The organism is Bradyrhizobium sp. CCBAU 051011, from assembly GCF_009930815.1.
In the GTDB taxonomy this organism is placed as follows: Bacteria; Pseudomonadota; Alphaproteobacteria; order Rhizobiales; family Xanthobacteraceae; genus Bradyrhizobium.
Window position 1 is genome coordinate 879619 of record NZ_CP022222.1, and the last position, 21548, is coordinate 901166.

General features: G+C 64.3%; 23 protein-coding genes. 4 read left to right on the forward strand and 19 right to left on the reverse strand.

Annotated features, from left to right (window positions below; translation table 11 throughout):
- Nucleotides 1-34: 34 nt before the first annotated feature.
- The 10 genes from ACH79_RS04265 to ACH79_RS04310 all read right to left on the reverse strand — a co-directional run bounded on the left by ACH79_RS04265 (nt 35) and on the right by ACH79_RS04310 (nt 8533).
- Complete coding sequence (locus tag ACH79_RS04265) at nt 35-1279, reverse strand: amino acid ABC transporter substrate-binding protein (protein WP_161849909.1); 1245 nt, start codon at nt 1277-1279, stop codon at nt 35-37.
- Nucleotides 1280-1362: 83 nt separating this feature from the next.
- Nucleotides 1363-2301 (reverse strand): dioxygenase, encoded by a 939-nt coding sequence (locus ACH79_RS04270; RefSeq protein ID WP_161849910.1) that lies wholly within the window; start codon nt 2299-2301, stop codon nt 1363-1365.
- 231 nt (nt 2302-2532) lie between these two features.
- Nucleotides 2533-2913, reverse strand: coding sequence for a hypothetical protein (locus ACH79_RS04275; RefSeq protein ID WP_161849911.1), 381 nt, complete (start codon nt 2911-2913; stop codon nt 2533-2535).
- A gap of 55 nt (nt 2914-2968) precedes the next feature.
- Entirely contained in the window at nt 2969-3685 is a 717-nt protein-coding gene (locus ACH79_RS04280) for an MgtC/SapB family protein (protein WP_161849912.1), read from the reverse strand.
- Between the two features lie 33 nt (nt 3686-3718).
- Nucleotides 3719-4735, reverse strand: coding sequence for a WD40 repeat domain-containing protein (locus tag ACH79_RS04285; RefSeq protein ID WP_161849913.1), 1017 nt, complete (start codon nt 4733-4735; stop codon nt 3719-3721).
- The gene (locus tag ACH79_RS04290) at nt 4735-5790 is read right to left on the reverse strand and encodes a GTP-binding protein (protein WP_161849914.1); all 1056 of its coding nucleotides are present in this window, start codon (nt 5788-5790) and stop codon (nt 4735-4737) included. Before ACH79_RS04290 ends, ACH79_RS04285 begins: the two co-directional genes overlap by 1 nt.
- Nucleotides 5791-5841: 51 nt before the next feature.
- The gene (locus ACH79_RS04295) at nt 5842-6711 is read right to left on the reverse strand and encodes a metal ABC transporter substrate-binding protein (RefSeq protein ID WP_161849915.1); all 870 of its coding nucleotides are present in this window, start codon (nt 6709-6711) and stop codon (nt 5842-5844) included.
- A 2-nt stretch (nt 6712-6713) separates the two neighbouring features.
- Nucleotides 6714-7583, reverse strand: coding sequence for a metal ABC transporter permease (locus tag ACH79_RS04300; RefSeq protein WP_161849916.1), 870 nt, complete (start codon nt 7581-7583; stop codon nt 6714-6716).
- A complete protein-coding gene (locus ACH79_RS04305; RefSeq protein WP_161849917.1) occupies nt 7583-8338 on the reverse strand; it encodes a metal ABC transporter ATP-binding protein in 756 nt (251 codons plus the stop codon). The genes ACH79_RS04300 and ACH79_RS04305 overlap by 1 nt, the downstream gene beginning before the upstream one ends.
- Nucleotides 8339-8341: 3 nt before the next feature.
- Nucleotides 8342-8533 (reverse strand): hypothetical protein, encoded by a 192-nt coding sequence (locus tag ACH79_RS04310; protein WP_161849918.1) that lies wholly within the window; start codon nt 8531-8533, stop codon nt 8342-8344.
- Here ACH79_RS04310 and ACH79_RS42860 point away from each other — a divergent pair.
- Nucleotides 8480-8764, forward strand: coding sequence for a hypothetical protein (locus ACH79_RS42860; RefSeq protein ID WP_202639387.1), 285 nt, complete (start codon nt 8480-8482; stop codon nt 8762-8764). The genes ACH79_RS04310 and ACH79_RS42860 overlap by 54 nt on opposite strands.
- Nucleotides 8765-8803: 39 nt before the next feature.
- Here the strand turns inward: ACH79_RS42860 and ACH79_RS04315 are convergent, their stop codons facing one another.
- From ACH79_RS04315 to ACH79_RS04335, 5 genes are all read right to left on the reverse strand, one after another.
- A complete protein-coding gene (locus tag ACH79_RS04315; RefSeq protein WP_161849919.1) occupies nt 8804-8941 on the reverse strand; it encodes a hypothetical protein in 138 nt (45 codons plus the stop codon).
- Between the two features lie 100 nt (nt 8942-9041).
- Nucleotides 9042-9545: a hypothetical protein gene (locus ACH79_RS04320; protein ID WP_161849920.1), complete on the reverse strand. Its 504-nt coding sequence runs from the start codon at nt 9543-9545 to the stop codon at nt 9042-9044.
- The gene (locus ACH79_RS04325; protein ID WP_161849921.1) at nt 9542-10144 is read right to left on the reverse strand and encodes a permease; all 603 of its coding nucleotides are present in this window, start codon (nt 10142-10144) and stop codon (nt 9542-9544) included. Before ACH79_RS04325 ends, ACH79_RS04320 begins: the two co-directional genes overlap by 4 nt.
- A 147-nt stretch (nt 10145-10291) precedes the next feature.
- Nucleotides 10292-10666 carry a fluoride efflux transporter CrcB gene (crcB, locus tag ACH79_RS04330; protein ID WP_161849922.1) on the reverse strand — a complete coding sequence of 125 codons (375 nt, stop codon included), beginning with the start codon at nt 10664-10666 and terminating at the stop codon, nt 10292-10294.
- Between the two features lie 310 nt (nt 10667-10976).
- The gene (locus ACH79_RS04335) at nt 10977-11579 is read right to left on the reverse strand and encodes a superoxide dismutase (protein WP_057838947.1); all 603 of its coding nucleotides are present in this window, start codon (nt 11577-11579) and stop codon (nt 10977-10979) included.
- A 178-nt stretch (nt 11580-11757) separates the two neighbouring features.
- On the opposite strand from ACH79_RS04335, the gene ACH79_RS04340 reads away from it, so the two are divergent.
- The 3 genes from ACH79_RS04340 (at nt 11758) to ACH79_RS04350 (ending at nt 14296) form a co-directional block, all read left to right on the forward strand.
- The gene (locus ACH79_RS04340) at nt 11758-12294 is read left to right on the forward strand and encodes a GNAT family N-acetyltransferase (RefSeq protein WP_161849923.1); all 537 of its coding nucleotides are present in this window, start codon (nt 11758-11760) and stop codon (nt 12292-12294) included.
- An 87-nt stretch (nt 12295-12381) separates the two neighbouring features.
- Nucleotides 12382-13767, forward strand: a complete 1386-nt coding sequence (locus ACH79_RS04345) for an MATE family efflux transporter (protein ID WP_161849924.1) — start codon at nt 12382-12384, stop codon at nt 13765-13767.
- Nucleotides 13768-13852: 85 nt separating this feature from the next.
- Nucleotides 13853-14296, forward strand: a complete 444-nt coding sequence (locus ACH79_RS04350) for a DUF2147 domain-containing protein (RefSeq protein WP_161849925.1) — start codon at nt 13853-13855, stop codon at nt 14294-14296.
- A gap of 227 nt (nt 14297-14523) precedes the next feature.
- Here the strand turns inward: ACH79_RS04350 and ACH79_RS04355 are convergent, their stop codons facing one another.
- The 4 genes from ACH79_RS04355 to ACH79_RS04370 form a co-directional block, all read right to left on the reverse strand.
- Nucleotides 14524-15678 (reverse strand): DUF3095 domain-containing protein, encoded by a 1155-nt coding sequence (locus tag ACH79_RS04355; RefSeq protein ID WP_161849926.1) that lies wholly within the window; start codon nt 15676-15678, stop codon nt 14524-14526.
- Between the two features lie 74 nt (nt 15679-15752).
- Complete coding sequence (gene htpG, locus ACH79_RS04360) at nt 15753-17621, reverse strand: molecular chaperone HtpG (RefSeq protein ID WP_161849927.1); 1869 nt, start codon at nt 17619-17621, stop codon at nt 15753-15755.
- A 102-nt stretch (nt 17622-17723) separates the two neighbouring features.
- On the reverse strand, nt 17724-19697 hold the full coding sequence (locus tag ACH79_RS04365) for an HlyD family type I secretion periplasmic adaptor subunit (RefSeq protein ID WP_161849928.1): 1974 nt from the start codon (nt 19695-19697) through the stop codon (nt 17724-17726).
- Nucleotides 19694-21409 (reverse strand): type I secretion system permease/ATPase, encoded by a 1716-nt coding sequence (locus ACH79_RS04370; RefSeq protein WP_161856203.1) that lies wholly within the window; start codon nt 21407-21409, stop codon nt 19694-19696. Before ACH79_RS04370 ends, ACH79_RS04365 begins: the two co-directional genes overlap by 4 nt.
- Nucleotides 21410-21548 lie beyond the last annotated feature (139 nt).

Here is a 21548-nt window from a genome sequence, read left to right on the forward strand (position 1 = left end):
CCCCCTTGGCTCCGAGCCGGAAAAGCCACGAGGCCTACTTACGTGCCGCCTCGAAGGGACTGATGAGATCACCCGTCTTCAGCTTGTCGGGGAACAGGATTACCTGCTTGCCGGAGGACCGGAACTGTTCGATGTCCTTGTCCTTCACGCCCCGGAATTGCGCCTGCAGCGTCGCGGTTTCCTTGCGCTCGCCATCCGCCGCGAAAGCAATCGGGCCGACGATGGTCTTGTGCTCGTTCTCGCGCAAATATTTGGCGATGCCCTTCTGGTCGAGCGACTTGGTGGAATTGACCGCCGCCGCGATCATCTCGCCCATCGCGTAGCCGAACGGCGCCAGATAATAGCCTAGTGGATCGACCTTGGCCTCGATGGCACGCTTTGTGTATTTGTCGAAAAATTCCTTGGTGCCGTCGAAATACATGCTCTTTTCCGGCAGCCACGTATTGTAGTTCACGACGCCGTTGAGCAGCGAGCCGAGGTTCGACATCACGGCGGCAAACTGCAGGCCGACCATGCCGCCGCCGAAAATCTTGACGTCGTCGCCGATCCCGATTTCGTTCACGGCGCGCAGGATGCCCGCGGAGTCAGGCGGATAGGACGCGACATAGACGATGTCGGGCTTGGCGGCCTTGAGCGCGCGGATGATGGAGGCGAATTCCACGGTGTTCGGCGGATAGACCTGGTCGAAGACCACGGGGAGATTTCGCTTCTTGGCGACATCCCGCGCGGTGAGTGCGAGGTTCTGCGCGAATTCCTGGTCCGCCGTCAGCAGCGCCATGTTCTTGCCGCCGGCCTTCTGCGCCAGATCGAGGAACGAGGCCGCCCAGCTATCCGCCGGCCCCCAGGGCGCATTGTTGAACCACATGTCGTGGCCGACCTTGCTGTTCACCTGGAACGAGAAATTGCCCATCAGCAACAGGCCGCGCTGCTTGACGAACGGCATGATCGGGGCGGTCGGCACCGTCGCATAGGGGGCGAACAACAGATCGACCTTATCGACGTCGACCAGCTTGGCGTAGATCGCCGGTGTCTCCGAGGCGCTCGACTTGTCGTCATAGACAACGAGTTCGACCTTGCGGCCGAGCAGACCGCCTTTCGCATTGATGTCGTCGCGCCAGATCTCGATACCGAGCAGCGACGCCTTGCCGCCACCGGCGAGACCGCCGGTCTGCGGCATCGACATGCCGATCTTGATCGGCGGTTGCTGCGCCAACGCGTCCGAACCGTGTCCAACCACGGCGACAGCCATGGCGCCGCCCAGGAATGTTCTGCGTTTCATTAATTCCCCCTTATGTGCCGTTGTCGTTCTGCTTCCGCCGGATCTTCGCCCGGCTGCGGTGAAGTGGATCGTGCCAGGTCGAACTAGCCGGCGCCCGCCGGGGCGGGTTCGTTTCTGGCCTTTTTCATGATTGCCGACGGATCGGCGCCGACGCGCCCGCTGGTCTTGTCGGCCTCGCTCTCGCGCGACAAGCGCATGTCGAAGCGGATGCTCGGCATGCCCTTGATCGGGCAATCCGGATCGTTGGCGACCACATCGACGGCGAGATCGCCCGACGAGCCGAACACGACGTCATCAGCCAGATGGGGATCGTCGCGCAGATAGAGCGCAGTGACGAGTTCGCGATAGCCCGCGGCGCCGACCAGGAAATGAATATGCGCCGGCCGCATGCCATGCCGCGCCTGCGCCTTGACCATGGTGCCGACGGGTCCATCCATCGGGATCGAATAGCCGAGCGGCTTGACGGTGCGCAGCACGTAGATTCCGTCCGCGTCGGTGCTAAACACACCGCGGTAATCGACCGAGGTCGCGCTGGCCTGGATATCGTAGAGACCGTCGGCGCCGGTCTGCCAGATCGAGACGGTGGCGTTGCCGACCGGTTTGCCCGTAGCATCGGTGACGCGGCCATACAGCACGCATTCACTGCCGGGCTTCGGATTCTTGGCGATCGAGCTGCCTGCCGCGAGCGTCGGCGTGGCCTCGCGGTAAAATGGGCCAAGCAGGCTGGTATGGGTGGCTTCTTCCAGGGCGGTCGCGTCGTGCAGACCATTGACGAGCGCCGATAGGCCGAGCGTGTCGGATAGCAGGATGAATTCCTGCCGTTCCGGCGAACACATCTTGCCGGCGGCGGTCATGAATTCGATGCCTTTGATCCACTCCGCCGGGGTCAGGTTGACCTCGCGCGCGAAGGCATGGAGGTGCTTGACTGCCGACGCCATGATCGTCTTGAGGCGTGGGTCCGGCGTTGTCGCCATCTGGTCGAGCACGGCGTCCGTGATCGTATCAGGCGTTAACTCACGCATGCGTCACTCCCTGGCGTGCCGGCTGTTATCAGGCCTGCCGGCTGTTATTGCAGCAAGCCTAACCGCTTGTTGGGGATCAACACAAGGCGTTCGGAGGCTGTGCCTGCGCCCCCTGCTACCAATTGATGCGCGGATGGGTCACATGACTGCACAGGAATGCGTCAGCAAGCGCAGCCGAAGCTCGGCGGCCCACGATTTCGCGATTGCACAATCAGTGCAACGGAAGTGGGATCATTTCTCGCGGATCGGCGGCGCAACCTTCTCCGCCGGCGCGGGCGGCAGCGCGGGCTGAGCGCCCGACTTCTGCGCATCCGGATCGGGGCGCGCCGGCTGCGGCGGAACGTCCGAGGGACGTTGGCCGGTCGTGGGTGGCTCGGGTGGCGGCCCGGTCGGCTTGGTTTCCGCGCCCGGCGTCGATTGCGTCGGCGGCGTCGCCTGCGCAATCTGCTGAGGATCACGGGCGTTGAGCGCGGTCAGCGCAAGCGCCGAGACGGCCAGCCCGGCCGCGATCAGCGTGGACGCGAGCAGCATTTCCCGTCGGTATTCGCGTTGGCGGTCATCGGCAGGCATGTCATTCAACCCCACGAAACTGTTCGCGACGTCAACGATCATGGCGAAGCCTGGTTCCGCGGAACGCCTGCGGTGGAACAGCGCTCTCCGCGCGGAACTAATCCGTCGTACTCACTTCCCAAGTGGCGTGCCTCACGCCGGGTTGGTGCTGCAGATCGACAACGATAGGGTTTAGTTCGTTGGGATTGACCGCGGTACTGACCAGCGTTGCCACGATCTCCAGGAGATCGTCGCCGAGTTCGACCACATTGACATCGGCCACCGGATAGTTGGCGGCTTCCAGCCTCTCCACGAGGCGGTCGCGCATATCCGGCAGCGCTTCAGGGGTGACCGCAAGCTTGAAATAATAGGTTGCTTCCGACGACTGCTCGTTCAGCGGAATACGGTTAATCGCGTTAACGAGGGGACGCAGCAACGTATTGCCGGCGATCACGAAGACGGTGAGCACCACCGCCTGCACGACCAGGTCGGCGCCGGCGCAGGATCCGACCGCGGCCGACGCCCACAGCGTCGCCGCAGTGTTGAGGCCGCGCACGTCCATGCCCTGCTTCATGATGACGCCGGCGCCGAGGAAACCGATCCCCGACACCACATAGGCAACCACGCGCACCGCACCGTCAGCACCGGTCAGGTGCATCGCGAGGTCGACGAAGGCCGCCGCGCCAACGGCGACAAGCACGTTGGTTCGCAAGCCCGCAGTGCGCTGCCTATATTGCCGCTCCGCACCGATCAAGGTGCCGAGCGCAAACGCCGTGGTCAGGCTGACCAGCGTGTCGATGAAATCGTGAATCTGGAAGGTCGTTAGAAACCGCATGCCCCCACATAGCGGCTGAGTACGACGGATCGATTAAAATTCCAGCATCCCGGCGTCGCCGTCCTCGGTGCCGAACGCCAGCAGCGTGCCCTTGGCGTTCCAGGCAAGCGCCGAGACCGCTTCGCTGCCATTCCGACGCACCAGAATCTCCGCGCCGTCCTCCAGCCGAATGATCAGCACGGTGCCGTCGCTATAACCCGCCGCCATGATGTCCTGCTTCGGATGACAGGCGACCATGGAGACACGCGCCTGCAGCGGTGCCAGCATCGCAGGCTCCTTGCCCATCGGACCGTCCTTGCTGGTGAACGGCCAGATGATCACGGTATCGGCGCCGGACGTGGCGAGCCCCTTGCCGCCCGCGCTCCACGACATCGAGCGGACGCGGCCGGGATAGCCGCTCATCCGCATGTGCCTGCTGTCCGCGAGCCGCCAGCCATGGAGCGCCGGTTCATGCATGGCGGTGACGAGAAACTTATTGTCGGGGCTGAAGGTGACGGCCAGATGCGAACCGGCCCATTCCAGAAATTCCGGCTTTGCCGCCATGTTGGGAAACCACAGCGTCACGCCGTTGTAATGAGCGATTGCAACGCGCAGGCCCTTCGGCGCGAAGGCAAGCCCACCGACGGTCGAGGGCGCATCGAAGGCTTTCTCCTCGCCCTTGCCGCTGCGGACGAATGCCGTCTTGCCGGCCGACCATGCCACCGCGCCATCGGGATGCAGCGCGACATTGTCGATCCAGCGACGCCTGGCGTCGGTCGCCAGCACCGACGTCTCGCCCTTTGCGTTCAAGGCAACGACCTTGCCGTCGTCGCCACCGGTGACGATTCGCTTGCCGTCGGACGCGGCGCAGAGGATGGCGCCGCCATGGATAGCGACTTTCGAAACTTCGCCCGCCTCATTGACCATCGCCGCGTTTTCCTCGGCGCCGACGAACACCGCGGTGTCGCCGAGGAAATGCACCGCGGTTGCGGTCACGCCGATAGCGACCCGCCGCACCTGGTCGGTGATGGAAGCGATGGAAGGCCTTTCGCCCGGATCAAACTGTGTCATCACGTGACGATACAGCTTTCAAAACCGTCGCGGATCGCCTTTTCAGGCAATTCGCGGCCGATGAAGACGACGCGGCTTTCGCGCGGCTCGCCTTCCTTCCACTTCCGCTGATGATCGCCTTCCAGCATCATGTGCACGCCCTGAAAGACGTAGCGGTCGTCATCGTCGGTGAAGGCGAGGATGCCTTTCGAGCGCAAAATCTTCTGCCCCTCGGTGGCGACAAGGTTCTGCAGCCAAGGCATGAATAACGTCGGGTCGAGCGGCTTGTCCGACCGCAGCGACAGCGATTGCATGTCCTCGTCGTGGTAATGCTTCAACCCGCCATGGCTGTGGCTGTGATCGTGGTGATGGTGGTCATGACCGCGGTGATGATCGTGGTCATGGTCGTGACCGTCGCCGGCATCGAGGAATTCCGGCTCGATTTCCAGGATGCGATCGAGATCGAACGCGCCGCGCTCGAGCACATCCGCCAGCGCCACCTTGCAGCGCTCGGTGCGGTGCAGCTTTGCATACGGATTGATACCGCGAATCCGGGCTTCGACTTCGGCCAGCTCCGGCTTGGAGACGAGGTCGGTCTTGTTCAGCACGATGACGTCAGCGAACGCGATCTGGTTCTTGGCTTCCGGCGCATCCTTCAGGCGGTCGCTAAGCCACTTCGCATCGGCGACAGTGACGACCGCGTCGAGCCTTGCGTTCTTCTGCACATCCTCGTCGACGAAGAAGGTCTGCGCTACCGGCGCGGGATCGGCGAGGCCCGTGGTCTCGACGATGATGGCATCGAACTTGCCCTTGCGCTTCATCAAGCCGTCCATGATGCGGACGAGGTCGCCGCGCACGGTACAGCAGACGCAGCCATTGTTCATCTCGAACACTTCCTCATCGGCGCCGATGATGAGGTCGTTGTCGATGCCGATCTCGCCGAATTCGTTGACGATGACGGCGTATTTCTTGCCGTGGTTTTCCGACAGGATGCGATTGAGCAGCGTGGTCTTGCCGGCGCCGAGATAGCCCGTCAGCACGGTCACTGGAATTTTTTGGGACGACAATTCAGACATAATAGCTCCGGAACGGAATTGTAGCGCGCGAGCAGCAGGGAGGCCCCTGCCCTATGGGCTCAGCGCGCCGGTCAGGGCCTTTATATTGTGCCTGACCATCGCAATGTAAGTGGGAGAATCGCCCTTTTCGCCCGTCAGACTGTCGGAATAGAGCGTTCCGCCGACCCTGGCGCCGGTCTCGGCGGAGATCCGGCCCATCAGGCGGGGGTCGGTGATATTTTCCATAAAAACTGCCGGTATTTTGGCGGCCCGGATCTGGGTGATGATCCGCGCGACGTCGCGGGCGCTGGCCTCGGATTCGGTCGAGACGCCGAGCGGCGCGATGAACTCGATGCCATAGGCGCTCGCGAAATAGCCGAAGGCATTGTGGGTCGAGATCACCTTGCGGCGGCCTTCCGGAATTTTCGCCACCGCCTCGCGCACCTCGCGATCAAGCGCGTCGAGTTGCGCCAGATAGTCACTGGCGTTGGACTTGAAGGTTTCGGCGCCGGCGGAATCGGCGGCCACCAGCGCGTCGCGGATATTGGCGACATAGATCTTCGCATTGGCAACGGATTGCCAGGCGTGCGGATCGGCGTTGGAGCCGAGCTTGAGCGGCGTGACGCCCGTCGTCGCGGTCACAATGGCCGCCTTGCCGCCGGCGGACTTCACCAGCCGCGACAACCAGCCCTCGAACCCAAGGCCGTTGACGAAGACGAGCTTGGCATCGGCCATCTTCTTGGCGTCCGCCGGCGTCGGCGTATAGACATGCGCGTCGCCATCGGGCCCGACCAGCGTCGTGACGGCGACACGATCGCCGCCGACATTGCGGACGAGATCGCCGAGGATCGAGAAGCTGGCGACGACGTTGAGGCGATCCGCGGCGCGGGCCGGGCCGATAGCCGAAATCAAGGCGAGAGCGATGAGCCAGAGCCGGATCATGACTATGCCTCGAGATGCCGGCCGGGGAACATCTGCCGGACCAGGCCGCTGACAGGGCCGAACAACAGCGACACGATATACAGCACCGCGGCGACCAAAATAATCGCGGGGCCTGAGGGAATCTTGGTCTGGAACGACAGCACCAGCCCGGCATAGCCGGAGACGATGGCGCTGGCGACCGCGATGCAGATCATGCCGGTGATGTCGCGCGACCAGAAGCGCGCGATCCCCGCAGGCAGGATCATCAGGCCGACGCCGAGCAGCGTGCCGAGCGCGTGAAAGCCGTTGACGAGATTGATGACGACCAGCGCCAGGAAGGCGAGATGCGCGGGCGCGCCGGCGCGAGAGACAGTACGCAAAAACACCGGATCAACGCATTCGATCACCAGGGGACGATAGATCACCGCCATCACCAAAAGCGTAATGGTGGCGTTGAAGCCGATGACGAGCAGTGTCTGGTCGTCCATTGCGAGGATGTTGCCGAACAGCACGTGCAACAGGTCGATATTGGTGCCCTTGATGGAGACGATGGTGACGCCGAGCGCCAACGACACCAGGTAGAAGGTCGCAAGCGAAGCGTCTTCCTTCAGCTCGGTGTTGCGCGCGACAAGGCCGGCGAGCAGCGCCACCGTAAAGCCCGCGATCAATCCGCCGGTCGTCATCGCGAACAGATTGAGCCCGGAAACCAAGAAGCCGATCGCAGCACCCGGCAGGATCGCATGCGCCATCGCGTCGCCGACAAGGCTCATCCGCCGCAGCATCAGGAACACGCCGATCGGGGCCGCGCCAAGCGCCAGCGCGGTCACGGCGGCGAGCGCGCGGCGCATGAACTCGAATTCGATAAAGGGCGCGAACAGCGCGTCGTACACCATCAGGCCGCTCGCGACGGCATATCGGCGGCGCAAGCCGCGGCGCTGTCATCGAAGGCTTCGCACATCTTCATCGCCACGAGCAGGTTTTCCGGTGTCAGCGCGTCGGCGGTCGGCCCCCACGCGACCGGCCCGCGCGCCAGCAGCAGCGTTTCGGGGAAGTGGCTTCGTACCATCTCCAGATCGTGCAGCGCCGCCAGCACGGTGCGCCCCTCGCCGTGCCAGCGCCCGACCAGCGCGATCAGGTCCGCCGATGTCTTGGCGTCGATGGCGTTGAACGGCTCGTCCAGAACGATCAGTCGGGCATCCTGCAGTAGCACCCGCGCAAACAGCATGCGTTGCATCTGCCCGCCCGACAGCGTGCCGATCGAGCGATTTTCAAAACCGTTGAGCCCGACGGCGGCGAGCGCCGCCAGGATCTTCTCGCGCGCAGCCTTGCCGATGCCGCCGAATGGACCGGTCGAACGCCACAGGCCGCTGCCGACGAAATCGAACACCGAGATCGGGAAGCTGCGATCGATGTCGACGCTCTGCGGCAGATAGGCGATGTCCCTGATATCGAGACCGCCGAGATCGATCGATCCCGACAGCGGTTTCAGAATTCCGGCGAGCCCGCGCAACAGCGTCGACTTGCCGGCGCCGTTCGGCCCGATCACGGCCAGCAGCGCGCCCGGCGCGACCTCGCCATTGAGGTGGTGCACCGCCGGGTGGCGGTCATAGCCGAGCGTGACGTTCCGGAATTTGATCTGCACGGCCATGCTTCACCTCATCGCCAGCAGCACTACGGCCCACAGGGCGGCCGAGACCGCGAGCGCCGCGGCGAGCCGGGCCACGACGGTCATGCGCAGGATCGACCAGGGCGCAGCCTGCGCCGGATGCGGCATTGCCGGGCCATGGCTATGGGCGTGACCGTGGTGGTGATGGGCGTGGTCGTGGGGATGGGCGTGCGACATGGGAAAACGTTATATTATAACATTACGGGAGTCTATGCGCCGGACCTTGGTCTATATACGCTCCTGCTGCCCGGACTCGCTCAAGCGTATTGGCTTTGGGAATTGTGGCCCTCGAAAGGAATCCCGTCTCACCCGCTGGCGGTGATGTGCGCAGCGTGGCTCGCCTTGCTCGGGATCTGGATCGTTGCGAAAACGACGTTGTTCGGCCGACGTTCGCTGCAGCTCAACTGAAGATATCACCGCGGCTGGGCCAGTGCCTTCGCGACCACCTTAAATCCGAATGCCAATTGATGAGGCCGCGGGCCGGATCAGCTGCACGACAACGTTGGTGTAACGGCTGCCGTTGAAGTTGACGTCAACGACCCACAACACGAAGACGGCAACAAATGCGGCGCCCACGGCTTTCATGAATTCTTAACGATGAGGGCATCGTAGGGGTTCCGCCACAACGATCCGTCGTCACGATACGACTGCACCTAAGGGTGGTTGTCGCAGAGCTTACCCGCCTTCACGGTTTCCCGATCACCATCGCGATCGCTGCCGCGAGAAACGGAAACGGCACCGACACCGCCGCGCGAAACCAGACGAACCTGGCCGGCATGAACGGGATTTCCCAGAGGATCATGCGCTGGAAGGCGAACAGCGCCCAGGCGACGACATAGGCGATAACCTGCGGCGTGCCACCGCCGACCTTCAGCGCCACTGCGCCGATCGAGAAGCCGACCACCGGGCCGCCCGGCGTCGCCGCCCCCGCGATGACAGCGGTCAAGACGCCAAACCAGCCGCTGTCGGGGCCGAGCCAGCCCGTGATGACTTCCGGCGGGATGACGGCGGCGATGTAGCCCGAGCCGATCACGCCGAGTGCGATGCGCGGCACGATGTTGATGAAATCCGTCGAGCCTTCGCGCACCGACGACACCAGCACGACGCGGCCGCGCCGCCAGGCCATGAAGCCGAGAACGGCGACCGAGCCCCACAGGGTGACGTCGATGATCAGCGCGGAGAGCGTCATGACGGTGGCTCCGACGTCTTTTTCGGATACATCCGCACATAGACGAAGCGGCCGAGCGCGCCGGCCAACACGGGGATCGGCAGCGAGATCACCGCGCGCCAGAGCGTGAATTCCGTGCCGAGGATAGGCAACTCCCAAGCGACCGCGCGGCCGTAGCCGATCAGCGTCCAGCTCACCACCATCGCGATGGTGGCGCCGAAATCGGCGCCGACGGTCAGCAACGCCGCCGCCACCGGATAGGCGGTGAAGGGGCCGCCGGGCAGGATCGCGCCGAACGCTGTTCCGATTAGCAGGCCCTTCAAGCCCGATTCCGGCCCGAGTGAGCGCGAGACTTTTTCGTGCGGCAGAATTTCCGCGATGAATGCACCTAGCAGGCAGCCGGCCAGCACGCGCGGCATGATTTCGCCGAACAGCCAGAGATCGTGGGTGAGTATCTTGAGCACGCCGTCGATGCCGTCGCGCCGCCAGACGAGGCCTGCGCAAACCGCGACGAGCGCCCCGATCACGATCATCGACCAGCCGACCGGCTTGCGGGCACGCCGCGGTTTTGGCTCGGCTTCATCGGCAGGCGCCGGATCTTTTATCTGATGTTCTGACAAGGCAATCGTGTGGGCGGGTGATGCTCGTCCACCCTGCTTAGTCCCGCTGAAGTGACGACGCAAACGGAAGCTCGCACGATACCCATGCGCTCTCAGGCATGCCCATGCGGGCACGTCACGCGGCCCGTGTTCGTACGGGCTATTGGTTCAGCTGAACTGGCGCACCAGCGCGAGGCCCGCGAACAGCCCGGCGATCGAGAGCACGACGGAGCCGATCACGTAAAGCGCCGCCAGCGTGAGTTCGCCGCGCTCATAGAGCAGCGCCGCATCGAGCGAGTAGGCCGAGAACGTGGTGTAGCCGCCGAGGATGCCGGTCATCAAAAACAGCCGCCAGGGCTGCGAGGCCTCACCCTTGAAGGCGAGATAGCCCGCAATCAGCCCCATCACGGTCGAGCCTGATATGTTGATGATAAAGGTGCCCCAGGGAAATCCGGGACCGAGGCAGCGGGCGCAGGTGACGTTGATGAGATGGCGCAGCGTGGCGCCAAGGCCGCCACCGACAAAGACCAGCAGATAGCTCATCGCAGCTTTATCCCATGTCAGCGAAGTCACCCGGCATTGCCGCTTGTGCCGCAAGCCGGTGGTCGCCGCAAGGATCGGACGGCATATGTGCCAACAAAAAGGGGCGGCAGCCGCAGCTACCGCCCCTGAGGAATCGCAGCCCCGTCATTGCCTGCGACAAACGCGAAGCGTTTGTGCAAGGGAGTGAAGCGACGAAGCAATCCATATCTCGGCATAACGGATAGATGGATTGCTTCGTGGAGCCTGTCATCGGACGCGCATTCACGCGACCCGTTGGCTCGCAATGACGGTGTCAGCGGCTTTGATCGGCTTACGCTCCGGCCTTGCCGTACAGCTCGTCGACATAGTCCCAGTTGATCAAATGATCGCAAAACGCCTTCAGATAGTCGGGACGGCGGTTGCGATAATCGATGTAGTAGGAGTGCTCCCAGACGTCGCAGCCGAGGATCGGCGTGGCGCCATGGACCAGCGGACTTTCGCCGTTCGCGGTCTTGGAGATTTCGAGCTTGCCGTTCTTGACCGACAGCCAGCACCAGCCGGAGCCGAACTGACCGACGCCGGCGGCGGCGAAATCGGCCTTGAACTTTTCGAGACCGCCGAGATCCTCGGTGATCTTCTTTTCCAGACGGCCGGGCAGCTTGCTGCCGCCGCCATTCGGCTTCATCCAGTTCCAGAAGTGCAGGTGGTTGTAGTGCTGGCCGGCATTGTTGAACACGGCCGGATTCTTGCCGAACGAACCCTTGACGATCTCCTCCAGGGACTTGCCTTCGAATTCTGTCCCCTTGATCGCGTTGTTTCCGTTGGTCACGTAAGCTTGGTGATGCTTGTCGTGGTGGTATTCCAGCGTTTCCTTGGACATGTGGGGTGCAAGGGCGTCGTGGGAATAGGGGAGATTGGGCAGCGTGAAGGTCATGGGGTGATGTCCGAACTGATGGGAGAACGTGGTCTAACGGGAACCCTTATAGAAGGTTCCATTGCGCATAAACACCGCAATTTGGCAAGAACCGGAAGGCCTTCCTGGTAACACCGCTCCGCGTCCCGCGTATGACGGGTATGGCAGCCGCAAGCATTGGCGCGACATGGGTGATGAAATGAGCATCGAAATCGACGTCCTGAACGGGGATTCCTCGTGGAAGCGGGCTGAGCCGCTGATGCAGGCGGTATGGCCGCGCGAAGTCATCGAAAAATTGTCCTGGGGGCACGTCAAATGGGCCCATGCCGACCTGCGCGTGCTGATCGACGCGCCGGAAGACGCCCAGCCGGGGCTCGCCTGCCATGTCGGCGTTTACTTCCGTACCGCGACCTGGGACGGGCGCAAGGTTCAGATCGGGGGCATCGGCGGCGTTTCGACCCGGCCGGATTGCCGCGGGCGCGGCTATGCCTCGCTGGCGCTGAACGCCGCGATCAGGACGCTGCGCGATCACGAAGCGGTGCGGTTCGCGCTGCTGTTCTGCGAGCCGCACAATGAAGCGTTCTATGAAGCGCGTGGCTGGCATGCGTTCAAGGGCGGGGTCTATGCCGAGCAGCCGGAGGGAAGAATTCGCTTCGAAGCGATGGCGCCATACGTGTTCGATTTCACGCGCAAGCCGCGCGATGGAATAATCGACCTATGCGGCCTGCCATGGTGACCCCTGCAGCGGCGCAGGGTGGCTTGCGCCACATCAGCCGGATAGTATGTCATCCGTAATCTATTGGATTTGGATGAGCGGTGACGCATGACCATTGACGCCTCCCTCGACATGCGACCCGTCGCCGCCGTTCCGCCCGCGCCGGCCAATGCGCTTCTCACCTCGCCGATCCTGCCGACGCTGTTGAAGCTCGCGCTTCCCACTGCGATCGCGATGGCCGGCACGACACTGGTGGCGGTCGCCGAAACTTCCTATATCGGCCGGCTCGGCACTGAGCCGCTGGCCGGCATCGCGCTGGTGTTTCCCTTCGCGATGCTGACGCAGATGATGTCGGCGGGCGCGATGGGCGGCGGCGTTACCTCCGCCATCAGCCGCGCGCTCGGCGCGGGCGATCGCGACCGCGCGGCGACGCTGGCGCTCCATGCGGCGATGATCGGCGCCTGCGCCGGGCTGTTCTTCACGGTGACGATGCTGGCGTTCGGCCGCGACTTTTATTCGCTGCTCGGCGGACACGGCGGCGTGCTCGAACAGGCCATGCAGTATTCGCACGTGCTGTTTTCCGGCGCGATCGCGATCTGGCTGGTCAACACGCTGGCCTCCGTGGTACGCGGCACCGGCGACATGCGCGTTCCGTCGGTCACGCTGATCGGCATCGCCTTCGTCCAGGTCGCGGTCGGCGGCGCGCTGGGCCTTGGGCTGTTCGGCCTGCCGCAATTCGGCATGCGCGGCGTCGCCGCCGGCCAGCTCGCGGCCTTCACGCTCGGCGCCGTCTTTCTGGCGTGGTATCTCCTCAGCGGCCGCAGCCGGCTGACCCTGCGTGTCAGGTCCTTCACCTTCCAGCGCGACATGTTCGTCGACATTCTCAAGGTCGGCGCGATCGCGTGCCTGTCGCCGCTGCAGAGCGTGCTGACCATCCTGATCTTCACCAAGATTCTCGCCGGCTTCGGCACCGAGACGCTGGCCGGCTATGGCATGGGGTCGCGGCTGGAGTTTTTGCTGATCCCGATCACCTTTGCGTTCGGCGTCGCCTCGGTCCCGATGATCGGCATGGCGATGGGCGCAGGGCTTGTGGCGCGCGCACGAAGGGTGGCATGGACGGCAGCCGCCGCAGCCGGCCTCACCGTTGGATTCGTCGGCCTGATCGTCGCGGTCAAGCCGATGCTGTGGGTTTCGCTGTTCACCAGCGATCCCGGCGTGACCGCGGCAGCCAGTTCCTATTTCGGCTGGGCCGGCCCGGGATTCGGCTTTTTCGGCCTCGGCGTGTGCCTCTACTTCTCCTCACAAGGCGCCGCCAGGGTCGGCGGGCCGGTGCTGGCCGGGACGCTGCGTCTGGTGCTGGTCGCGGTCGGCGGCTGGTGGCTGGCCTCGTCGGGTGCGCCCGCCTGGACGCTGTTTGCGCTGGTCGGCGGCGCTATGGTGGTGTTCGGCCTCACGACCGCACTTTCGGTTCGTCTCACGCGCTGGGGGAAGTGAGCACTCCACGAAAAGTTGTGCTCAATCCGACGTTGCACAAATCTGATTTGTTGCTATGCAGGCCTGCTTTTCAAAGGAATCATTCATGGCTTGCAGAACGGCTTACATCATCGCGATCTCAGCAGCGTTGCTGACCGCACCATCGGCCTTCGCGCAAGGCGCCGGCGATCCTACCGGCGTCTGGCAGACCCAGGCCGGCGACGCGCGGGTGAAGGTCAGCAAATGTGGTGGCGGCATCTGCGGCACGATCGTCGGGTTGAAGGAGCCGGTCGATCCCGCCACCGGCAAGCAGCAGGTCGATGACAAGAATCCGAATCCGGCGCTGAAAAAGCGGCCGATGATTGGGCTGCCGCTGTTCAGCGGCATGCAGCCCACCGCGGCCAACAAATGGTCGGGCCAGATCTACAACGCCGACGACGGCGGCACCTATGCGAGCAGCGTCGCGGTGGCGGGTCCGGACACGCTGCGCGTCGAAGGCTGCGTCGGCGCAATCTGCGGCGGCGAGAACTGGACGCGGGTGGGACGCTGAGGCGGCTTTAAGTTACTCGCTGATACTGCCGATGCGGCGCGAGCCCCCACCCTAACCCTCCCCCGCAAGAGCGGGAGAGGGAATGCACTTTCTCTGCGGCGGCAGACACTCTTTCCAAGCAACGGCTACTAGACTCCCTCTCCCGCTTGCGGGGGAGGGCTGGGGTGGGGGTGCCGCCGCATATTCGAGCGGCAGAGAGAGTACCCATAACGAGCCGCGAATTCCACCTACGCCGCCATCGCCTTCAGCGCGGTCGCGGCCGAGGCATAGCCGCCGCGGGCGCCGTCGATGAAGTGGACGTGATCGCTGCGCATTACCGAAGGCGTAAAGCAGGTCATCATCGCGGCATCCTGCCGGTGCAGGCCATAGCGCACGATCCGCTCCGACGCTGCGCTGGCCAGAAGCGCCGCAAGCTCGCGCTCCAATTCCACGGTGCAGTCGAGGATCATCCGCAAGCCGTCGTCATATTTGCGGAAGTCGGAATTCTCCACCACCTGCTGCACGTAGTTCTTCGGCACGAAATTACCGACCTTGATGCCGAAGCGCATCACGACATAGGCCCACAGCGTCACCGCCAGCACCACGGTGCGCCGCTTCAACAGCGGCCCGCCCCGTGCGGCGCGCGCTTCATATTCCACGCCGGCCGGCGGCCAGCGCAGCGGCGGCCCGCCCGGCGGCACCGGCCGCCCGGCATCCGGCGACCGTTCGACCAGGCGGATGATGTCCTCGATCACCTTGCGGAAGCGATGCGGATCGGCGCCCTTGGTGGGCACCACCAGCACGGAAAGAATGAGCCCACGCGAGGAGGGAATTTCCTCGAACCGGCACGACAATCCACTTAGATCGGGCTGCGTGCCCGGCTCCGCCGCCGGCACGGCAAATTCGCCACGCTTCATCGCGGCATCGGCCCAGCCCAAGCCGCCGCCGGAAAACATCGCATAGGACAGATTGGCCGATGGGCCGAAGCGGGCGACCTTGATATCAAGGCCCTGCGCGCGGATGTCCTTCACCGGCACCAGTGCCACCCGCATCACCAGATCGAGATCCTGGCTGACCCATGCCGCGGTCGCCGCCAGCGCCTCGCGGGCGCGCGCGAAGTCGGCGGGCGCCACCGCAAAGCTGGCGCCATCGCCGCCGAACACGAACGGAAATTCGCGGCCGTCGAGCGCATTGGTGACGGCCGCAATGACCGCGGCGCCGGCCATGTTGACCGCCTTGTAGCGCTGGTTGGCGATCGCCTTGGTCGATTCCACGATGTCGGCGACGCCGACCGTCCAGTCGTCCGGCAATGGCGCATACATCGCCGGGTCCATCAGGCTGCCGAAGCCGCGAAAGACCGGGATCGAGCCATAGAAAATGTCGGTGCCGTCAGACGTCGTCATGGCGATCCGGGTTGGAGGTCCAACTTCCTAGCAGATACGGCCGATCCTGAAATCGGTTGGCGCGGCAGATCGTCCTACCCCTTGGCGATCCCCCGCAGCACCAGTTGATTGAGCCGGTTGGCAAAGGCGGCCGGGTCCTCCGGCAACTCGCCGTCGAGGATCTGCGCCTGTTCCAGCAACAGGAACGACAGGTCCTTCGCGGCATCCTTGTCGCCGGCAATCGCCGCGACCAGTGGATGGCGCAGGTTGATCTCGAGGATCGGCTTGGTCGTGGGCGCCTTGTTCTGCATCGCCAGCAACCGTTCGAGCATGCGGTCGTGCGCGCCGCCGCCGGCGACCAGGCATGACGCGCTCGAGGTCAGCCGCTGCGAGGCGCGCACGTCGGAGACGCGCTCGCCGAGCGCATCCTTGATCAGCGCGATCGTCGTGGCCTCATCCGCGCCGGCTTCGTCCTTCTTGTCCTCGGCCTTGTCATCCAAGAGCGGGATCAGGGCGAAATCGATATCGCCCTGGCTCAGGGATTTCAGTGGCTTGCCGCCGAAATCGAGCGATGCGGAGGTCCAGAACGCATCGACCGGATCGGTCAGCAGCAGCACCTCGATGCCGCGGGCGGTGGCGGACTCCAGTTTCGGATTGGCCTTCAGCCGCTCGACGCTGTCGCCGGTCAGATAGAAGATATCGGTCTGGTTCGGCTTGAGGTCCTCGACATATTGCTTCAGCGAACGGTTCTCGCCCTTCGTGGTCGTGAAGCGCGACAGGCCCAGCAACTTCTCGCGGCGCTCAAAATCCTCCCAGATGCCTTCCTTGATCACGGGGCCGAACGCGTCCCAGATTTTTGCGAACGCTTCCGGCTCCTTGTCGCCGAGGCTCTCCAGCTCCGATATCACGCGGCTGGTGACGGCTTTACGAATCTGCGCGAGCTGCGGATTATTCTGCAGCATCTCTCTGGAGATGTTGAGCGGCAGGTCCTCGCTGTCGATCACGCCGCGAACGAAGCGCAAATAGGCCGGCAGGATATCGGCGTCGTCGGCGATGAAGACGCGGCGGACATACAGCTTGATCTTGCCCTTGCGCGCCTGGTCGAACAGATCGAACGGCTTTGTCGACGGCGCGAACAGCATCACCGCATAGGACTGCCGCCCTTCGGCGCGATAATGCAGCGTCATCGCGGGCTCGTCGAACGCACCTGCGACCTGCTGATAGGCCTGCTTGTAGTCCTCCGGCGAAAGCTCCGACTTCGGCCGCTGCCACAACGCGCTGGCCGAATTGATCTGGCGCGGCTCGCCCTCCTCCGGCACCAGCAGAATCGGAAACTGGATGTTGTCGGACCAGGCGCGGACGATGCGCTCGATCTCGAAACTCTCGAGATATTTTGATGCGTCTTGCTTCAAATGCAGGACGATCTCGGTGCCACGCGAGACGCGCCCGGCATCCTCGTCGCTGCCTTGCGCGATTTCAAATCCGCTGCCGCCACTGGACGACCAGATGAAGACCTGGTCGGAACCGGCGCGGCGGCTGGTGACGACGATGCGCTCGGCGACCATGAAGGCGGCATAGAAGCCGACGCCGAACTGGCCGATCAGATTGGTGCCGTCCTTGGCCTCGGTCAGGCGGGAGAGAAAGGATTTTGTGCCGGAGCGCGCAATGGTGCCGAGATTATCGATCAGTTCCTGCCGGTCCATGCCGATACCGTTGTCGACGACGGAAAGCGTATGGGCCTTCTTGTCCGGCCTGATGCGGATTTCGGGCGGCGCGCCGTCGGCGATCAGCTCGGGCGCCGATATCGCCTCATAGCGCAGCTTGTCACAGGCATCCGACGCGTTCGAAATCAGCTCGCGCAGAAAGATGTCGGTCTCCGAATAGACCGAGTGCACCATCAGGTTCAGAAGTTCGGCAACCTCGGCCTGGAACGGCTGGGATTCGGGGGCAGTGGTGGTCGTCATACGGGGCTCGCTGGGAACAAGGTCAAAGGAAAGCCCTGATATAGCGATACCATCTGCGGTGGCAAGATTTGAGCCGACGCGCCTAAAGCCTATCCTGCCCCCTCACCGCTCGACAAACGCGCGCTGGAACTGATCCACGATCGGCTTGAACAGGTAGCTCAGCATGGTCCGGCTGCCGGTCTGCATGAACACTTCCGCGGGCATGCCCGAGACGAGCTGCAGCCCGGCGAGCAGCCGCCGCTCCTCTTCCGGCAGCATGATCCGGACCGTGAAATAGGATGCACCGCTCTGCTGGTCGCGGGTGGTGTCAGGCGAGACATAGGACACCTGCCCCATCAACTGCGGCGTAACCCGCTGGTTGAAGGCGGAGAAGCGGACAAAGGCCTGCTGACCTTTGCGCACCTGATCGATGTCGTTCGGCTGCAGCCGCGCCTCGATCTGCAGATCGTCGGAATCCGGCACCACTTCCATGATGGTGTCACCGGCGCGAATGACGCCGCCGATCGTATGTGCGTTGAGCTGGTGGATCACCCCCGACGTCGGTGCGCGCATCTCGATGCGGTTGAGCACGTCGCGCGCAGCGATGCTCCGCTCGCTAAGTTCGGCCTCCTTGCCCTGCGCCTCGCCGAGCTCCTTGACGACTTCCGTCCGCACGTCCTGGTCGAGCCTGACCATCTGCAGCTTCGCCTCGTCGACCTTGGTTTTGGTCTCGGCGATGGTTGAGATCAACTGGCCGCGCTCGCCTTCGATTCTGGCGTTCTCACGCTGCAAGGCCGTGAGCCGCGCAATCGGCACGAGACGCTTGTCGAAGAGCTCCTGCACTCCCGTGAGTTCGCCGGTGATTAGTTCCAGTTGCTTGGCCTTGGACGCGACCTGCGCTTCGAGGCCAATGATCTCCTCGCCAAGCTGCGACACCTTGCTCTGCAACAGCTCCTTCTGGCTCTCGCGCGCGGTTACCCGCGCCCTGAACAGCGAGGCTTCGGAGGCGAGCAGCGTCTTGACATTGCCGTCGTCCAGCCGGGCCGACATTTCGGCCGGTATCGCCGGCCGGGGCAAACCGTCGCGCTCCGCGACCAGCCGCGAGATCTTCGCCCGCATTTCGTCGAGCTGTTTGCTCACCACCTGAAGGCTGGCCTGCGCCTGCGTCGAGTCCAGCCGCAGCAGCAGATCACCGGAGTTGACCCGCATGCCGTTATTGACCGCGATCTGCGCGACCACACCGCCGGTCGGATGCTGGATGGCCTTGACGTTGGATTGCACCACCAGATTGCCCGGCACCACCACGGCGCCCGACAGCGGCACCAGCGCCATCCAGCCGCCGGCCAGTCCACCGACGACGAGCAGCGTCCGCAAGCCGGTGCGCAGCTCGCGCTCGAAGGCGCGTCCCGCCCGCTGCACGATGCTCTCGCCCGACGCGCCCGGCGTATCCACCGCTGCATCGCGATTGGCAAGGAATGCAACGCCTGCGGTCAGGCCGTTGCGGACGACGTTCGTCACGGACCGCTCGCGCGGCACCGGGCCTGCCGGGCTCGGCGGCGCCAATTGGGGCGCCTCGATGCGCGGCGGCTCGCGCCTGTCGTCGATCTGCAGAAGCTCCGGTCTCGACCTCGGCATGTTCATCAACGACGGGTCGTCGGGTGCAATGATCGGACTGCGCGCATGCCGTTCATTCGGCCACGACTTGCCCGCCGGGCCGCGGGCGCCGCTCGCCGGTGGCGGCGTGAACTGCGGCTCACGCGTGGCACGGCTGCGGCGTGGCGGCGGAGGCTCGATGTCTACGTCATCGGACTGGGATCCGAACGGGCCGAGCCACTCGAGCACCCGGCCCATCTTGCCTTTCTTCTTCCGCTTCGGCCGGGCCGGGCGCGGACGCCGCCCGGCCGGATGGTCGTCCTGCGGCGAACGGCGAAGCGGCGGCCGCTGTTCCTGCGCATTGTCCTGCTCGAAAGCCTGCCGCAGTCGCTGCAGTTCGAGGATCAGCGCCTGCCCCTGCGGCGCCGCGACGTCTTCATCAGTTCCACCGAAGCGGCGTCGCGCGACTCTTTCATCGCTATGCACGTGATCAAAACCCTTCATGATGGAACACTTTCGGCAAGTGATGCGCGCGGTTCGGCCTTTGCCTGTGGCGGAGCCGGCGGCGATCCCGGCGCTCCCTTGGCATTGGCGTTGCGGACACGCGCGAACACCTCTTCGCGCGGGCCGAACGCGATCGCCTTGCCCTCATAAAGCACCATCGTCATATCCAGCGCGGAGAGCGCGCTCGGGCGATGCGAGATGACGACGACGATGGATTTGTTCTGGCGCATGATGGCGATGGCGCGGGTCAGGGCGTTCTCGCCGTCGGCATCGAGATTGGCGTTGGGCTCGTCGAGAACGATCAGGAAGGGATCGCCGAACACCGCCCGCGCCAGGCCGACCCGCTGCTTCTGGCCTGCCGACAGCGAGATGCCGCCGGCCCCGATTCGCGTCGCATAACCTTCCGGCAGGCGCAGGATGATGTCGTGGACGCCGGCGATCTGCGCGGCCTTGAGGATGGAATCCGAGCTGGCGTTCTCGTCGAACCGGCAGATGTTCTCCGCCACGGTGCCGTCGAACAGGCCGACATCCTGCGGCAGATAACCGATGTGCCGGCCGAGATCCTCGTTGCGCCATTGATCGAGGGAGGCGCCGTCGAGCCGCACGGCGCCGCGATGCGCCGGCCAGATGCCGACCAGCGCCTTGGAAAGCGAGGTCTTGCCCGACGCACTCGCCCCGAGCAGCGCCAGCCCCGCACCGGCCTTGAGCGAAAACGTGACACCGGACACGATCGGCATGTCGAAGCCGGGCGCTGCCACTGCGAGATTCTGCACGGACAGTTCGCGGCAGGGACGCGGCAGCATGACCGGCGGCGCCGGCGGCGGCGCGGTCGCCTTGCAGATGTCGCGCAGGCGCGTGAGCCCCTGGCGGGCGGCGGCCAGTTGCTTCCAGGTGCCGAGCGCGAGTTCGACGGGCGCGAGTGCGCGCCCCATCAGGATCGAGGATGCGATCATGACGCCGCCCGATGCCTTGTCGGCGATGACGAGATAGGCGCCGATGCCCAGCATTCCCGATTGCAGAACGTAGCGCAGCACCTTCGCGGCCGCGCCAAGATTGGCATAGACGTCGGTGGAGCGAATGTTTTCCTGCAAATAGCGCTCATTGGCTTGCGACCAGCGTGCCGTCAAACGATCTGTCATACCGAGCGCGCGGATGATTTCTGCGTTGCGCTGGGTCGCATCCGCCAGCACCTGCCGCTGCGCGTTCATGTCCATCGCCGCCTTGGTCGCCCCGCGCGAAATCCGCTCGGTCACCAATGTCATGGCAATGATGGCTGCGGTGCCAAGCAGCGCCGTGAAGCCGATCAGCGGGTGAAACAGAAACAGCCCGATCAGGAATACCGGGATCCACGGCATGTCCAGGAACGCGGTCGGTCCCATGCCCGACATGAAGGTGCGCACCTGATCGAGATCCCGCAGCGGCTGCTGCATCAGAACCGGCTTCACCCCGCGCAGCGGCAGAGTGGCGAGCGCCGAGTGGATCGAGCCCTGCAGGCCGGCATCGAACAGCGTTGCGATCCGGCTCAGCATCCGCGACCGCATCGCGTCGAAATATCCCTGCACCAGATAGGCGAATAGCACCATCAACGACAGGCCGAACAGGGTCGCGAGGTTACGGCTCGGAATCACCCGATCGTAGACCTGCAGCATATAGAGTGAGCCCGACAGCATCAGAATGTTGATGACGCCGCTGAACACGGCGACGCCGATCATGCGGCGCGCGCTGGCGCGCAGCGCGCTGTTGACGGGATCGTCTCCGGCCAGCTTCGACAACAGACCGGAAACGGCGCGGGGCGTCGGCGCTGCCCGCACTCGGTCCTGTGCCTGACCCTGAGCGATACTCATTGAACTG

Excerpts from the sequence above, each read along its gene's own strand:
- ACH79_RS04305 (WP_161849917.1), bottom strand. The coding sequence starts at position 8,338 with ATGGCCGTGCAGATCAAATTCCGGAACGTCACGCTCGGCTATGACCGC.
- ACH79_RS04315 (WP_161849919.1), bottom strand. The coding sequence starts at position 8,941 with ATGAAAGCCGTGGGCGCCGCATTTGTTGCCGTCTTCGTGTTGTGGGTC.
- ACH79_RS04275 (WP_161849911.1), bottom strand. The coding sequence starts at position 2,913 with ATGATCGTTGACGTCGCGAACAGTTTCGTGGGGTTGAATGACATGCCT.
- crcB (WP_161849922.1), bottom strand. The coding sequence starts at position 10,666 with ATGAGCTATCTGCTGGTCTTTGTCGGTGGCGGCCTTGGCGCCACGCTG.
- ACH79_RS04370 (WP_161856203.1), bottom strand. The coding sequence starts at position 21,409 with ATGATCGGCGTCGCCGTGTTCAGCGGCGTCATCAACATTCTGATGCTG.
- ACH79_RS04300 (WP_161849916.1), bottom strand. The coding sequence starts at position 7,583 with ATGGTGTACGACGCGCTGTTCGCGCCCTTTATCGAATTCGAGTTCATG.
- ACH79_RS42860 (WP_202639387.1), top strand. The coding sequence starts at position 8,480 with ATGGGCGTGACCGTGGTGGTGATGGGCGTGGTCGTGGGGATGGGCGTG.
- ACH79_RS04355 (WP_161849926.1), bottom strand. The coding sequence starts at position 15,678 with ATGACGACGTCTGACGGCACCGACATTTTCTATGGCTCGATCCCGGTC.
- ACH79_RS04270 (WP_161849910.1), bottom strand. The coding sequence starts at position 2,301 with ATGCGTGAGTTAACGCCTGATACGATCACGGACGCCGTGCTCGACCAG.
- htpG (WP_161849927.1), bottom strand. The coding sequence starts at position 17,621 with ATGACGACCACCACTGCCCCCGAATCCCAGCCGTTCCAGGCCGAGGTT.
- ACH79_RS04345 (WP_161849924.1), top strand. The coding sequence starts at position 12,382 with ATGACCATTGACGCCTCCCTCGACATGCGACCCGTCGCCGCCGTTCCG.
- ACH79_RS04310 (WP_161849918.1), bottom strand. The coding sequence starts at position 8,533 with ATGTCGCACGCCCATCCCCACGACCACGCCCATCACCACCACGGTCAC.
- ACH79_RS04335 (WP_057838947.1), bottom strand. The coding sequence starts at position 11,579 with ATGACCTTCACGCTGCCCAATCTCCCCTATTCCCACGACGCCCTTGCA.
- ACH79_RS04290 (WP_161849914.1), bottom strand. The coding sequence starts at position 5,790 with ATGTCTGAATTGTCGTCCCAAAAAATTCCAGTGACCGTGCTGACGGGC.
- ACH79_RS04350 (WP_161849925.1), top strand. The coding sequence starts at position 13,853 with ATGGCTTGCAGAACGGCTTACATCATCGCGATCTCAGCAGCGTTGCTG.
- ACH79_RS04280 (WP_161849912.1), bottom strand. The coding sequence starts at position 3,685 with ATGCGGTTTCTAACGACCTTCCAGATTCACGATTTCATCGACACGCTG.
- ACH79_RS04365 (WP_161849928.1), bottom strand. The coding sequence starts at position 19,697 with ATGAAGGGTTTTGATCACGTGCATAGCGATGAAAGAGTCGCGCGACGC.
- ACH79_RS04320 (WP_161849920.1), bottom strand. The coding sequence starts at position 9,545 with ATGACGCTCTCCGCGCTGATCATCGACGTCACCCTGTGGGGCTCGGTC.
- ACH79_RS04295 (WP_161849915.1), bottom strand. The coding sequence starts at position 6,711 with ATGATCCGGCTCTGGCTCATCGCTCTCGCCTTGATTTCGGCTATCGGC.
- ACH79_RS04265 (WP_161849909.1), bottom strand. The coding sequence starts at position 1,279 with ATGAAACGCAGAACATTCCTGGGCGGCGCCATGGCTGTCGCCGTGGTT.
- ACH79_RS04340 (WP_161849923.1), top strand. The coding sequence starts at position 11,758 with ATGAGCATCGAAATCGACGTCCTGAACGGGGATTCCTCGTGGAAGCGG.
- ACH79_RS04285 (WP_161849913.1), bottom strand. The coding sequence starts at position 4,735 with ATGACACAGTTTGATCCGGGCGAAAGGCCTTCCATCGCTTCCATCACC.